The organism is Emticicia sp. BO119 (assembly GCF_013912375.1).
Lineage (GTDB): Bacteria > Bacteroidota > Bacteroidia > Cytophagales > Spirosomataceae > Emticicia.
In genome coordinates, this window is sequence record NZ_JACETV010000001.1 from 1,251,553 (window position 1) to 1,266,048 (window position 14,496).

Sequence of the window (14,496 nt, forward strand, 5' to 3'; positions counted from 1 at the left end):
GAGGCATCGCAGATTTTATACTTGAATAGGAAGAGTAGGCCTGCAATTAATAGCCGTCGGACAGGTTGTGTTGGGTGCAATCATGAAAGAACCGACTACTGTGATGTGAGTCAGAAGCCTGATTACAATAGTGCCTGACTCTACTTATCAACAGGTAGTTGTGTAGTGTATGAAAACAGAAAACTAAAAGGTTGCCAGAAAAGGTTACCAATATGGTGGGAACCTTTTTGAACCAAGATAGCAATGATTAAAAAAATTCGCAGTCAAACCACTTTTTTTAACTCAATTTGGTTATTTCAGACAGTTTCTGAATCATTCCTGATCAACAAAATCAGACACCGGGTGGCAGATCATTTAATCTAAGTTCTGATTACATCATATACAATCCCCCAAATTAGGGGATATATAGAATCATTTTAAAGTAGAAATTTGTAGTTTGGTCTCAATTACAAATTAATTCATCAACATTCTATCAAATATTCTTTCGATTAATTTACTTTTACGAAGTTTTTTTTCATCAAACTATTAAATTTTAATTATGAAATTATTACGCCTTGCACTTGTTCCCTGCATTCTTTTGGGGATAACTCTGACTGGGGTTGCTCAAAAGAAGGACGACAAGAAAAAACCTGAAGAACCTGCAAAAACTACCCCTCCGCCAACTACTCCGGCAAAACCTGCAGAAACACCCAAAACTGGTCCTAAACCTTACAAAGATGTAATCACTGACAAAGCAAAAACCAGCAAAGGATTAATTACTGTCCATAAAATTGATGAGAAGTATTTCTTTGAAATTGCTGATAGTTTAATTGGTCGCGATATTATGACAGTGACCCGTTACTCCAAAACTGCCGCAGGTGGTGGGATCTTCGGAGGTGAAGAAGTAAACCGCCAGATGATCAGATGGGAGAAAGGACCAGACAACAAGCTTTTCTTACGTTCAATCTCTATCGTTATGACCTCTGCCGATAGTACCAAGCCAATATTTCAGGCGGTAAGAAACTCAAGTGCTGACCCCATTATTGGTGCTTTCGATATCAAAGCTTTGAAAAAGGATACGCTTTCGGTAATTGAAGTGACAGATTTCTTCAAAGGAGATAACCAAGTGTTCTCGCTTGACCCTGTCAATAAACAATTCCTGAAAATAACCGCTTTACAAGCCGACCGATCGTATATTCATCATATCCGTTCGTATCCTATCAATACTGAGATACGTACCGTGAAAACGTTTAGTGTTGCACCTCCAATGGTTACTCTGTCACCGGTTCCTCAAATCGGGCAATACCTGCCAGCTTCGCGTGATGCAGGGGTTGTAACAATGGAGTTTAATACTTCGATGATATTACTTCCTAAAGTGCCCATGCGCAAACGTTTCTTCGACCAGCGTGTTGGTTATTTTGCCAATCAGTATTCAGTATTCGGAGAAGAATCTCAGAAATCTGACCAGGATGTATTTGCTGTAAGATGGAAATTAGAACCAAAAAGCAAAGAAGATGCTGAACGCCAGAAACGCGGCGAAGCAATTGAGCCTAAAAAACCAATTGTTTATTACATTGATCCTGCTACACCTAAAAAATGGCAGAAATACCTGAAAGCAGGGGTTGACGACTGGCAGGTGGCCTTTGAAAAAGCAGGGTGGAAAAATGCAATTCGTGGCGAATACATGAACGAAAGCGATAGCCTTAGCTTAGAGGATGCACGTTTTTCGGCAATCCGTTATTTTGCAGCCGATATTCAGAATGCCTATGGACCAAATGTTCATGATCCTCGTAGTGGTGAAATTCTTGAAAGCCATATTGGTTGGTATCACAATGTTATGCGTTTATTACGCAACTGGTATCTGATTCAGACAGCCGCTGCTGACCCGCGTTCAAGAAGTAAAAATTTCAGCGATGAATTAATGGGTGAGTTAATTCGTTTCGTGTCGTCTCACGAGGTAGGACATACGCTGGGTTTACGCCATAATATGGGCGCAAGTTCGGCAACTCCTGTAGAGAAACTTCGTGACAAAGACTGGGTGGCTCAGAATGGACATACCTCATCTATCATGGACTATGCCCGATTTAACTACGTTGCACAACCGGAAGATGGTATCACTGATTTCTTCCCTCGTATCGGTGATTATGATGTTTGGGCTATTAAATGGGGGTACTCTTATTTCCCTGATGCAAAAGATGCAAAAGAAGAAAAGAAAACGTTAAATGCCTGGACAAAAGAAGCATACAAAGACCCACGTAAACGTTTCGGTACTGAAATCAGTCCTTATGACCCACGCTATCAGACAGAAGATTTAAGCGATAATGCGATGAAGGCTTCTGAATATGGTATCAAAAACTTGCAAAGAATATTACCAAATCTGACAGAATGGAGCAAGGAAGATGGTGAATTCTACAAAGAATTAGCTGAACTATATAATAACGTAGCATTCCAGTTCCGTCGTTATATCGGCCATGTAACCAAAAACGTAGGTGGTGTATATGATGATCCGAAAACGTACGACATGGAAGGCGGTGTATTTACTGCTGTACCAAAAGCTACTCAGAAAGAAGCGGTGGCATTCCTGAATCGTCAGGTATTTGCTACACCAACCTGGTTGCTTGACCAGAACGTATTGAACAAAATCAATATCGAAACTGGAGTTGAGGCTGTGAAATCAATTCAGGAAACCACCCTGAATAACCTATTGGCTGGTGACCGTGCCGTAAGATTGATGGAAACAGGTGCTACCAACCCTGCTAACTATAATCTCGACGATTTGATGACCGACCTTCGCAGCGGTATCTGGGGTGAGTTAAAAACAAAAAAACCAATTGATGTGTACCGTCGTAACCTTCAAAAAGTGTTTACTGAAAAATTAATCACTTTGTTGACTCCAACTACAACAACCGTGTTATCGATTCCTCCGGGAGTAACTTATGGATACGATACCCGTGTAGTTGATTTGAAGAAAACCGACTTGCCATCTATTACCAGAGCACATCTGGAATCATTGAAAACGGAAATCAAAGCTGCTTTGCCTTTAACTACCGATAAAATGAGCAAATACCATTTACAAGATGTGTTAAAACGTATTGAAAAGGGATTGGATCCTAAATAATTAGCATATAGAAGTTGATTGAGGCGGAGGGGTATCTCTCCGCTTTTTTTGTAGTTTAGGAAACGATTTGTTTTCAATGCAAACTTTTGTTTCCATTAGTAAGTACGATATAAAAGCTAACTATTAAATGCGCAAATAAGAAAGATTAGGTACAAAAAAATTAGGTCTATAACTCCATGTGCAAAATAGGAAAAGGCTTACCAGTACCATCTGATTCAGAACGGCTTGTCATTTTAAACCCGTGATGCAGATAGAAACCAACAGCCTGTTCATTCTGTTCGTTTACATCAACTTTGGTTATCTTCACTTCATTTATTGCATGATTCAAAAGTACTTTACCAATACCTTTGCCAAGACTATCCGCATGGACAAAGAGCATTTCAAGGTTATTATCATTCGTGCCTAAGAAGCCTAAAATCTGGTTATTATCGTCTCGCACACAAGCCAATTCAACCATTTCAAAATACTTATGTTCATGGATTGTCTGTTTAAAAAACAAGATATTATCCTCTCTAAGAAAATGATGTGTAGCCCTTACCGAAGATTCCCAAATATCTAAGAGTGTATCGTGTTCTTCGGGTTTTACTTGGGTGATAATATAATTAGTGGTCATTAATAAAGTTCTTTGGTCAGCATAATCATATGTTTACACTGAATCCCGTTTTCGTAGAGGGGTTCAGAATAATTATCAATAAAGAAATTCATTTTGATGCCTGACAATTCAAAGCCTTGCTTCTGATAGAGGTATAATTGTCCGATGCTGGCATTAGAAGTACCTATTGATAGTATTTTGTAGCCGGAACTAATAGCTCTTTGGATTGCATCCTGCAAAAGTAATTTTCCTATTCCCTGACCTTGATAAGCTTCATCTACAGCAATATTTTTGATTTCGGCTTCATGATTATCAACGGGAAAAAATACATACTGACCAATTAATCTCTCTTCTATATAAGCCTGATAAATTGTTGAATAAGGTAAATATACTTGAATTGCCAATTCTGACGGATCGGCTGATAATAATAAATCATAGGAGGGAGTGTCCTCTTCTCCGATAGGTTTTATAACTAAACTGAACATAAATCACTTAGAAGAAATATCTTGTAAACGGCTGAATCTAACAGATTCATCAATCATTTCTTTCACCACCTCAAGGTTTACATCGGCTAATTTTTTAATATAGATACACCCTTTACCTGATTTGTGTTTGCCCAATTTTTGCAGGAAAACTTCTCTTTTATCAGGCTCTAAAGCAGTGTATAAGCTAATAGCATCTTTTCTTGGAGAAAAACCAACCAAAGGAGCATCCCCCTCATGGCCGCTTGCATATTTATAGTGATATGAACCAAAGCCAATAATACTTGGCCCCCACATTTTACCCTCCAGTCCTGTCTGGTTCTGCATAATTTCAAGCAAATGGTAACCATCCGTTCTTCTTTTTTCATCATCGATCAGATTCAGAAAATCACTGACATTCACTGTAGTTTCGTGAGTTTTAGTCTTTGCCATAATAGTGGGTATTTGGTTAAGATTTAGACAAAGATAAGAAAAAATAGATCACTTAATCAGTATCTTTGCCTCGTAAATAAATACCGTTTTAGTATGATTAAACTAATAGTTTGTGATATGGATGGGACGCTTCTGGATAATCAGGGACAACTGAATGAGCAGTTCTGGGAATTAGAGACGAAATTAGCTAATAAAGGAATAAAATTTGCCATTGCCAGCGGAAGACAATATTATAACCTTCTCGATAGATTTGAACGAATAAAAGATAATCTGATTTTTCTGGCAGATAATGGATCTTATGTTATTTATCGCGATGAGCAGGTACATATTGATTCACTTGATAGTGTATCAGCCATTAAATTTATAGAAATTGGTCGTAAGATAGAAGAAGCTTATGTGATTGTAAGTGCGAAGAATTCGGCCTATGTGGAGAATATTGATGAGCGTTTTCTGAATGAGGCAAGGAAATATTTTAAGAGGTTAGAGATAGTTGAAGATTTAACAAAAGTGCAAGATACAGTATTGAAAGTAACTATATGCGATTTCAATAATTCCGAAACCAATAGCTATCTACATTATAAACAGTTTGAAAAAGAATACAAAGTGGCAGTGGCAGGAAAACTCTGGTTAGACATTAGCGATTGGGGCGCTAACAAAGGAACCGCTGTTAAAAAAATGCAGGAAAAATTTGGCATTGCTTATGAAGAAACAATGGTATTTGGTGATTACCTGAATGATATGGAAATGATGACCACAGGTAAATACAGCTATGCCATGAAAAACGCACACCCTAAAATTATTGAGGCTGCCAGTTATTTAACCAAATATACAAATAATGAGAATGGAGTATTGGAGACTATTAAAGAATTGGGGTTGGTGTAGCTTACCTTCAGTCAGAAATCAAATCATTTCTCAATGCTTCTGACCATTGCAAGCTTTCAGGCAACGTAATTCTGCTGAATTCAATATGAACAACTCGTCTTTTTCTTTGATTAGTTGTTCTATTAGATGCATGGAGTAGGAGAGGTTTCATAAACATGATGCCCCCTTTCTTTACTGAGCAAATACATTCGGTTTCAATACTCCAGTCAATCGTTTCAGGCCGGTATATACCTTTTTGATGAGATTTTGGAATTACTTTTAATGCTCCATTTCCTTCGTCGGTATCATCAAGATGAATTCTGATGGTGAAATTATCTTCTAAAATTGATAGAGGTGGCTGAACGGCAAATTGCTGATGTTTAACTGTCCAAGGTCCAAAGCCATCAATCTCCATTTTTTTATCAACTGAAATTGTGAGGTCCTGATGATAAGCTACAAACCAATTAGAGTCTTCTGGTTTATCAAAATAAATAGATTTTACTGCAAAGTACTTTTCGCCAAAAACAGAATTAATAAGGAATTTAAATTGCTTATTAAAAATAATGACTAATATTTCCGGTACTTCCTTCAGAAATTGCCTGATGGCGAATAAATCATTGGTTTTACGGAAAGTAGGTTTTGTGGTATTAGAATTTTCAATGATTTGTAATAAAGCCTCTATTTCGGGGTCATTAAAAACTTCGTTTACTACTCAAAACCATCGGTTTTTATTTTATCTTTGATTGAATTATTCATCATTTTAATCACTAAATCTCTTCACCCTTCCAAATCAACATAAGGCTTAGTCTCATCCGGTTCTTTACCAAATCTTAACACGTGTCCGTCAGGGTCATAGATTGCCATTTCTAACGCCCATGAATAATTGGTAGGGGGGAGCTGAAAAGATACATTTGCAACCTTTAATTCTTCATACAAAGCAAAAATATCTCCGTCAAAGCCTACCCAAATCCATGTACCAGGGTTGCCTTGGTATCCCTGACAAGCATAAAAACTACCTCCGGTATGCCTGAAACTTGTAAATTCATCCGTCCCCCAATCTTCCTCCTTAAACCCTAAAAGATCAACGTAAAATTCTCTTGTTGCTTTCATATCCTTTACAGATAAAATAGCTGTAATACCTTCAATCCGAATGGGAGTTTTAATAGCTCTATCGGTCATAATGAAGAATTGGTTAAATTATGAAAAATATTGTTTGAAAACCTGTGTCTAAAGATTGATTAAACAATTATTTTACCTCTACCCACAGAAACGCCTGACCCATAATACGAACCTCCATAAAAATACCAGGCTGCTTTTTCGATAAGCTCAAGAGAATTTTCAGGAGTCAAGCTTTCTAACAATGCGTTATCTATAATTGCCTTGAACCACCTGATGTTGCTCGAAAATCCTTCTATTTCAATAAAGTAATTCAACCATCTGTTCTGGCAATGCTTACAAGTTTGAATACTAACCTCTGCAAATCTTCCGTTTGTTTCATCAATACCTAATTCAACCGTATCATAATTAAGATGCGAGAACGGAGGTTTATAGCAGATGCAATCAGAAGAATTCATAATTTCAGAATGTCTCGAACTTTGATTTAACTGATATAATGATTGACTTGATTTTATTTAACTAATTTGTTCAATAATTGAATATAGATTTTTTTAAGTCAGTGTAATCCAAAAATCAGTTAAATCAAAGTTCAAGATTAAAGTATTTTACACCTCAAAACTATCAGATTCCTGATAAGCCTTTATTAAAGCCTGTTCGCCCTCTTTGCCTGGTTTTGAATTACCATGTTCCATTCCCCATATAAAAGTTCTATTTTCGGTCATTCCTTTCTTATACACATGTTTGAATATGTTTTTATAATTTATTTCGCCAGTAGTAGGTTCTTTTCTACCAGGATTATCACCAATCTGAAAGTAGCCTATTTCATTCCAGGACCAGTCTATATGCAGAATAATATGACCTTCATTCTTTTGCATATGGTAAATATCAAACAGTATCTTGCATGATGGGCTATTTACCCCACGGCATATTTCGTAAGTCTGATCAGAGGTTCTTAAAAATAAATTAGGGGTGTCGCTCAGAGGCTCAAGTACCATTACAATTCCATGAGGCTCAAGAATCTCTGCACCACGTCTTAGGGCATCAATTACGTTCCCAGTCTGAACACCAATCGGGAGATTACGCTCAAAATCTCCAGGAACGACAGTGACAAATCTGGCATTGCAACGTTTGGCTACTTCAACTGCACGTTTACAGCCGCTCAGAAATATTTCAATATACTCTTTCTTTCCTGCGGCTAAGGTATTTGCCCCGTTTCCTCCTTTATCAACAACGAATACCCCCATATCCATTCCCAATTTGGCCATAGTCTCGCCAATTTTAGTCTGCATTTCAGGTGTGCGACTCATCATACCATTGTCTTCCATTGCTGTAAAACCATTATCAGCCATGAACTTTAACTGGTCTATCAGATCTTCTCCAGCCGAATTTTTAAACATTCCAAAATGAGGAGCATATTTGATTTTGAAATTATTTTTGACCTGAAATACATTAAGTTTATCAGCAAAAGGGACAGCTGATACTCCTGCCATTCCAGCCATTGAGAAAGAGCTTTTAAGAAAATTTCTACGTTCCATAGTATAAGTGTTGAATAGGATGAGTTTGATGGGTAATTAAACCGGTTAAAATTAATAGATTCTCTCTGAATCTTTCGACTAAAAAAACAAAGATTGATTAGGTAACAATCAATCTTTATATTAAAAAGCAATTTTTTTATTTAATTATCCTTATTGAATGACATCCTCTTGGCAGAAAAAGCTTAATTTCCTGCTTCTGTAAACCTGGGTTATCACCTTGTGTTACCTTCCAGAATTCAATTCCACCAAAGTGTTTGCCATAGTTAAAATAATCATAGACAGATACAGCTAAATTTTTCCCACTCTGGTCGAACGAAAGACTTTTCGGTAAAATTCCCTCAAATTCGTATTCTCCAAGACTATTCAGACTACCATCTGGGGTCAATTTAAGTAAACTTAAAGATGCTTTATTATTTAAACCTGTATTCTCCCAAGGGAGATAGGTTTTTTTTATATTGGCAACGGCAATCAATCTGCCATCAGGACTAATGGCAAATCCTTCGGGATTTTGGCCCACTTTTATTCTGCTCAAGGGGAAGTGCTCTGAACTACCATCCAAGCTGAATCTGATAACAAATATTTCACCATCTGCTCCTTCCTCGTTGCGCTTCAAATCAGAAACAATATAGAACTTTCCGTCTGATGTAAATTGTCCAGAACCTGGCGAAGTGCCGATTTTTATTGGTTTGCCTTGCAGTTCAAGGCGGATAATTTTGTTGGTTGGTCCGTCGCGAGTAGTTTTTAATAAGCCTATTTCTTTTGTTTCTTCAAAAGTAAAAGCGATATAATTATCGTTGGGATGCCAGCTTACATCTGAAATCTTTCCTGCAGGCAAATTCTGTGGTCTATGTATAATGCGAATGGGTTTTCCAGTAGGGTCTAATTCAAGGACTTGCAATTCCTTGCCTTCCTCTTCTGTACATAAAACCAGATATTCGCCTTTTGGGCTTATATCTATACCAATAGGGTTTTTACCAGTAGGAAATTTATATAATACTTTAGGATGGGCAATATTCGCTATATCAATTACGGTTATAAACCCACCTGCGGGTAAATCCTCGCTGAGATTTTTTAACTCAGAAACATTGTCAGCTACCATTCCTCTGGTATCAACTACATAAGCCAGATGATGTGTATTTGAAACCACCATTGCTTTGGTATGGTTGGCTGATGAGTTTGATACTATGACACTTTTGGAATCATCGTATGACTTCTGTAAAGGTAACTTAAAAGTTGTAAAAGCATCTTTTGCTCCCTTTTCTTTGTACAACTTCCCATCAGCAAAGGCAGAGGCTGCCATATCGGCATCAGAAATAGCAATAATCCCTTTAGCTTCAAAAGATAAATTTTGTGAGTAAGAAGTAATACTAACGAATAAAAATAATGGGACGAAATAATTTTTCATGTTTAGTATAACCTGGTTTAAAATGCGAATATCTAAAAAGCAGTCTGTCAAAACCTGTTTTTAGCTCTCAGCATCATAAACCTGAACTCTTTCCCAAAGATGAGAACAATTGGCTACGAAAGCTAAGTGATCCGGGTGAGTCTGGTAATCGGCTTGTTGTTGGGGCGTATCAAAGATGAAAGTAATTGAGAATTGGTAAGAATAATCGATTACGGCTCGATTGGTATTAGCCGGAGTACCTACATAGGCTGTCTGGATTAAATCAATTTTTGATAATTCTAATAAGCCTTCATGTAAAGATTTGTGGTCGGCATCATTGTTTTTGTCTTTTAACCAGAAGAATACAGTGTGAACAAATCCTTTTTTTAAGTTAGCCATGTCAGGAATATGGTTTAATTGATGATAAAATATGAATTATTGATTAGTAGCAAAAAAGGTAATAGTATCTAATAAATACTTTTCAACTGAAGAACTATGTGTACCGTTGTTGACAGTGTTTAATTTTACATTAGTCGCCCCTCTTTTTACCATTGCATCGTAGGCTGTCTGAGTATTAAAATAGGGCACATAGGTATCAGCTGTACCATGCGTAAGCATTGTAGGAGTCTTAGGTTTCCAGTCAAAAATGTCATTATCTTTTACAGCATTTATCAAGGCAGCATCTGATCCATTTGCAAGACCCTGTTTAATGGCATCTGAAATGATTTTATTGAAGCTTACAGTGATTCGTGCATTTTGCTTATCTTTCTGAATCTGACTTGCATAAGGCTCAATGAAATAACTACTCATGGCACGGTTCAACTTATAGATGCTGTCATAGGTTAGTAATACCCATATATAAGAAGCATTATGAGTTGGGTCTCCGTCTGAATCTACGCTTGCAAGTGTCTTGAAACTCAGGGTTTTATTATAAGCACCTGCGCCACAGCTTGAGGCTTTTAAGTTGAACTCAGTGGGTGCTTCCTCTTCGATCTTCTTTTGCAAGGCTAAAGTTGCAAAGCCGCCTTCTGAATAACCACCTAAATACACGTTGTTATTCCATTTAATATTCTCTTGTTTAATAAACTCTTTAACAGCTCTTAATAAATCTAAACTTGCTGTGGCTAATCCTTCTCGATGTTCGTACGTATGGGGTAATTTATTAGTGCTTCCATATCCAATATAATCGGGAGCAGCCACAATGTATCCAAAAGTAGCTAAAACTGAAGCTATTGTACCTTCTCCGGCAGAGTCATAATAAGAGGGGGCATCATTATCCGAAAAAATAGTGCCATGCTGATAGCTGGCTAACGGTAAGGGTGTCGTAAGATTTGAAATAACCGGAACCACCAAAGCACCGGAGGCCTGAATTTCGGTGCCATCAGTGTTTTTTGTTTTATAGATAATTTTATATTGTTTTACACCCCCACGAATAAATAATGCATAGTCTGATGCCTGAGAACCGAGCGATGCCAAGAACTGTTCTTTAGTGTAATCATGTACTAAAGCGGCACTAACTAAGACAACTGGTTGTGGATTAGGTTCGGTTGTAGTTTTATCGCACGACCCTAAAAAAACTGAAAGTGTTATTGAAAATATTAAATACCTGAAATATCTGATTTTCATAGTGTTCGGTGATTGTAATGACAAAGTTATTAAATTTATTGGATTACTGCCCTTGCGAAAGTTCTTTTTTGGAAGAATAGGGGTGTTTCAGATTGAAACTGATAAGCAAGATGGGTACCTTGTTTATAACGTAAAGAAGAGAATAATCTTTTGATAAAACCATAGAATTGTTTGTGACGCAGCCAGTCAATAAAAAATGTGATGAAACACTCGAATGAGAAGAGGTGGTGTTCCATCACATATAGAAGAATCTTTCGTTTAATCTTTCGATTGTTAATATTTTAATTTTGATTTTGGTTTTTCAACCTCATCTTTTATATCTCTCGAATCAGGTCGCTCATCTCTGTTACCCGATGAGGTATCTCTTGATGCTTTATTCTTGCTATCCGGCCGAAAAACATTCTTAATGTCTCTTTGCCTGTTTTGTATAGTTGCCATAGTTTTAAGCAGATATGTGAAAATCAACCAAAAATGAATGCTATTTATAGAACTAACTATAAAAAAAAGTATTCCCGACTGTCAAAAAATCATTTTAAGATACACCTTTTATTGTCTTGGGGTTAATTCTCCGCACGTATAGGTAGATTTTTTTGGACGATTCATTCCTTAAAATTTTTCCAGGTAAAAATTATTGGCAATGCTTTTTGCAGTAGAGATAGAAAATTAATTATATAAATCTGGAAATAAACGTCAAATTTTAAGCAAATATATGAGTCAATTATACACCAAATAGTAAAAGCAACAATAATAGCGTTTCGTGCCCATTTTTCTTTTTTTTGAAAGGGGTACCAAGCCAGATAAGCAACAAGGATATAGCAACAGGCAATTGTACCACCTAAAGGCCCGGCTACAAATAGACGGAATTTCTTTATTTCGTTCGGAATTTCAAATGTTTGCCAAAAAACCCTGGCAAGGGCCTGATCATAATATTTAAAGAGAGTTAAGTCACTTTTAAAAGCAAAGATTACCCCAATTAAAGCTATAAGAAGGCTACTATAAAAAAGCCACCTTTGCCAGAAAATGAAAGAATTTTTCAAGAGAACGAAAGTTTAATAATTATTCCTTTTTCGCCTTCGTATTACTCTTAATTACAGCCTGTATTACGTCCCACATTTCATTTGGTATTGCATTCAGATGATTAAATTCTCCTGCACCATTCAGCCATTCTCCACCATCTATGGTTACTACTTCGCCATTAACAAATGAAGAGAAGTCTGACATCAGATAAGCAGCCAGATTGGCTAATTCCTGGTGCTCACCAACACGTTTGAGAGGCACATTACCAAAATCAGAAAATCTTTCACGCATGTGTTCAGGAAATGCATCGACCGGAAATAACCTGTCCCAAGCTCCTTTGGTCGGGAAGGGCCCCGGAGCAATGGCGTTGAATCTGATACCATATTTGGCCCATTCAACTGCAAGGCTTCGGGTCATTGCCAGTACTCCAGATTTTGCCATAGCTGATGGTACCACAAAGGCAGAGCCAGTCCAGGAGTAAGTAGTAACAATACTTAGTACAGTAGCTTTTTGTTTTTGTTCAATCCAATGTTTGCCAAAAGCTAATGTGCAATAATAGCTACCTTTTAATACTATATCGACTACAGTATCGATGGCGCGATGAGAGAGCCGTTCGGTTGGGGATATGAAATTCCCAGCAGCATTATTTAGCAAGCCATCAACTTTCCCAAATTCTGCAATGGTTTTATCTTTCATAGCTTCAATAGCACCAAAATCGCGTACATCACAAGCAATTGGCAATATTTTACCGCCAGTTTCCTGGGTTAGCTCATGGGCAGTTTCTTCTAATACCTGTAGCTTTCTGCTTGTTATTACAATATTTGCCCCTAACTGAAGAAAATATTTTGTCATAGATCTGCCAAGCCCGGTACCACCTCCAGTTACCACAAAGGTTTTCCCCTCAAGGGCACCATCTCTTAGCATAGGTTCATTATAAGTCATTTTTGTCGGGTTTTAATTGTTGAGGATAATTGTATTATTTACGGCAAAATACACTATTAATCCAACAATAAATTTATTATGAGTATTTTCTTTTATGAAATCACCGATTTTCTGTTAATTGATGTTATCCACATATAATTCATTTTATAGATAAATTCTTGTAGGAAATTGTTGGAAGCCCTTCTGAACTATACTTCTGTAGTAAGTTTAGCATTATTCTATGTATTTCAGTTCGATTGATACTGAGTTCTTTTTGAATTGCAAGATAAAAATCCTCTTCACTTTTCCCATAGCTAAATAATCTTTTCAGTCCTTCTATTCCGTTCTTTTCCAGGGCCAGATGACAGAATATACCACCGAAAACGTAAACCGGATTCGTAAAATCATCTAATTGCTCATAATCAAGAATATTATTAAGATTAACCGTTGTATCATTTTTGTAGTAGTTATACACTCTTTCAATATGGTATTTCAGGTCTTTTTCAAAATGCCCACCCCAATAGCCCGAAATTCCAGCCAGAAACCAGTCATGCGCATTAGTAAAAGAATTATTAATAATATGAATGAGTTCGTGCTCGTGGAATTCGGGATTTTCATAGCCACCCGTATGTATAATATTATTTCTTGCATCAAAATAGCCACATTTATTATTTTTACCACCCATGCCTATTTTATAATCAAAGCCTATAGTGTTATATAAATTATCACAGCTTTCATAAATATAATAATCCAATTTTTCGAATGGTACGCCAAAAAGTGAAGTTAATATAAAGTAGGCTTTATTCGTTTTTTTTGCATTTCTACTATTGAATTTATGAGCTGAACTATAATGATAAAGGATTTGGCCTACTCTTTTTTCTTTCCAGTTGTGAGTATTTATATCTAATATATTATAAAAATAATATCCCCCGTTTTCTTTCTTTAATGGATAATTTGTAATAGCCACAGGTACAAAAGATGCATCGGTCTCGGTATAATAAAATATACTTTTGATAATATAGTAGTTATTACGTTTTGAAATGGATATCACCTTATTATTAAGACCAAGTTCTAATAATGATGGAGATAAAGCTCCGTTATAATTAAGCAAATCCGGGTATTTATTTTTTTGAATAGCTTCTTTTGCCCAATATTCATTAAAGTCAGCGTATTTTTCTCGGTTTAAAAATTCATTATCATAAGTTATATATTTTTGCCATTTTTTCAGAATGCCTTTATTTTCGATATTTAATGTATCAATACCATGATTAATCTGGAGCAACTGCTGAGCCGATAATTCTAATTGTAAGAGCAGTAAAAAAATAATTGAAGGACTTCTCATAATTGAAATTGAACAGATGATAGAAATTAGGATTAGCTGAATTTTATTAATGTTGAAAATAGATAACTTTTGAGTTGTTGTAATTTAGCCG

The 14,496-nt window shown here is 36.4% G+C and carries 15 protein-coding genes; 2 read left to right on the forward strand and 13 right to left on the reverse strand.

The window, feature by feature from the left end; genetic code table 11:
- Nucleotides 1-538 precede the first annotated feature (538 nt).
- Nucleotides 539-3,097 (forward strand): zinc-dependent metalloprotease, encoded by a 2,559-nt coding sequence (locus tag H1R81_RS05435; RefSeq protein ID WP_181839644.1) that lies wholly within the window; start codon nucleotides 539-541, stop codon nucleotides 3,095-3,097.
- A gap of 166 nt (nucleotides 3,098-3,263) precedes the next feature.
- Here H1R81_RS05435 and H1R81_RS05440 read toward each other — a convergent pair whose 3' ends face one another.
- Genes H1R81_RS05440 through H1R81_RS05450 form a run of 3 tightly spaced genes read right to left on the reverse strand, consistent with a single transcriptional unit; the run spans nucleotide 3,264 to nucleotide 4,603 of the window.
- A complete protein-coding gene (locus H1R81_RS05440; protein ID WP_181839645.1) occupies nucleotides 3,264-3,710 on the reverse strand; it encodes a GNAT family N-acetyltransferase in 447 nt (148 codons plus the stop codon).
- Nucleotides 3,710-4,174 (reverse strand): N-acetyltransferase, encoded by a 465-nt coding sequence (locus tag H1R81_RS05445; RefSeq protein ID WP_181839646.1) that lies wholly within the window; start codon nucleotides 4,172-4,174, stop codon nucleotides 3,710-3,712. The genes H1R81_RS05440 and H1R81_RS05445 overlap by 1 nt, the downstream gene beginning before the upstream one ends.
- A gap of 3 nt (nucleotides 4,175-4,177) precedes the next feature.
- Complete coding sequence (locus tag H1R81_RS05450; protein WP_181839647.1) at nucleotides 4,178-4,603, reverse strand: DUF1801 domain-containing protein; 426 nt, start codon at nucleotides 4,601-4,603, stop codon at nucleotides 4,178-4,180.
- Between the two features lie 93 nt (nucleotides 4,604-4,696).
- Here H1R81_RS05450 and H1R81_RS05455 point away from each other — a divergent pair, with 93 nt between their 5' ends.
- Nucleotides 4,697-5,485: an HAD family hydrolase gene (locus H1R81_RS05455; protein WP_181839648.1), complete on the forward strand. Its 789-nt coding sequence runs from the start codon at nucleotides 4,697-4,699 to the stop codon at nucleotides 5,483-5,485.
- Nucleotides 5,486-5,492: 7 nt separating this feature from the next.
- Here the strand turns inward: H1R81_RS05455 and H1R81_RS27300 are convergent, their stop codons facing one another.
- The 10 genes from H1R81_RS27300 to H1R81_RS05505 all read right to left on the reverse strand — a co-directional run bounded on the left by H1R81_RS27300 (nucleotide 5,493) and on the right by H1R81_RS05505 (nucleotide 14,405).
- Nucleotides 5,493-5,879, reverse strand: a complete 387-nt coding sequence (locus tag H1R81_RS27300; RefSeq protein ID WP_220275173.1) for a phytanoyl-CoA dioxygenase family protein — start codon at nucleotides 5,877-5,879, stop codon at nucleotides 5,493-5,495.
- A 362-nt stretch (nucleotides 5,880-6,241) separates the two neighbouring features.
- Entirely contained in the window at nucleotides 6,242-6,643 is a 402-nt protein-coding gene (locus tag H1R81_RS05465) for a VOC family protein (RefSeq protein ID WP_181839649.1), read from the reverse strand.
- A gap of 59 nt (nucleotides 6,644-6,702) precedes the next feature.
- Nucleotides 6,703-7,038: a hypothetical protein gene (locus H1R81_RS05470; protein ID WP_181839650.1), complete on the reverse strand. Its 336-nt coding sequence runs from the start codon at nucleotides 7,036-7,038 to the stop codon at nucleotides 6,703-6,705.
- 147 nt (nucleotides 7,039-7,185) lie between these two features.
- Entirely contained in the window at nucleotides 7,186-8,070 is an 885-nt protein-coding gene (locus H1R81_RS05475) for a hydroxypyruvate isomerase family protein (RefSeq protein WP_409013543.1), read from the reverse strand.
- Between the two features lie 181 nt (nucleotides 8,071-8,251).
- On the reverse strand, nucleotides 8,252-9,520 hold the full coding sequence (locus H1R81_RS05480; protein ID WP_181839652.1) for a WD40 repeat domain-containing protein: 1,269 nt from the start codon (nucleotides 9,518-9,520) through the stop codon (nucleotides 8,252-8,254).
- Between the two features lie 60 nt (nucleotides 9,521-9,580).
- The gene (locus H1R81_RS05485) at nucleotides 9,581-9,898 is read right to left on the reverse strand and encodes a Dabb family protein (RefSeq protein ID WP_181839653.1); all 318 of its coding nucleotides are present in this window, start codon (nucleotides 9,896-9,898) and stop codon (nucleotides 9,581-9,583) included.
- Between the two features lie 36 nt (nucleotides 9,899-9,934).
- Nucleotides 9,935-11,125, reverse strand: a complete 1,191-nt coding sequence (locus H1R81_RS05490) for a S9 family peptidase (protein WP_181839654.1) — start codon at nucleotides 11,123-11,125, stop codon at nucleotides 9,935-9,937.
- Nucleotides 11,126-11,398: 273 nt separating this feature from the next.
- Entirely contained in the window at nucleotides 11,399-11,563 is a 165-nt protein-coding gene (locus H1R81_RS05495; protein WP_181839655.1) for a hypothetical protein, read from the reverse strand.
- 618 nt (nucleotides 11,564-12,181) lie between these two features.
- Nucleotides 12,182-13,084 carry an SDR family oxidoreductase gene (locus H1R81_RS05500; protein WP_181839656.1) on the reverse strand — a complete coding sequence of 301 codons (903 nt, stop codon included), beginning with the start codon at nucleotides 13,082-13,084 and terminating at the stop codon, nucleotides 12,182-12,184.
- 139 nt (nucleotides 13,085-13,223) lie between these two features.
- Nucleotides 13,224-14,405 (reverse strand): hypothetical protein, encoded by a 1,182-nt coding sequence (locus H1R81_RS05505; RefSeq protein WP_181839657.1) that lies wholly within the window; start codon nucleotides 14,403-14,405, stop codon nucleotides 13,224-13,226.
- Nucleotides 14,406-14,496: the final 91 nt, after the last annotated feature.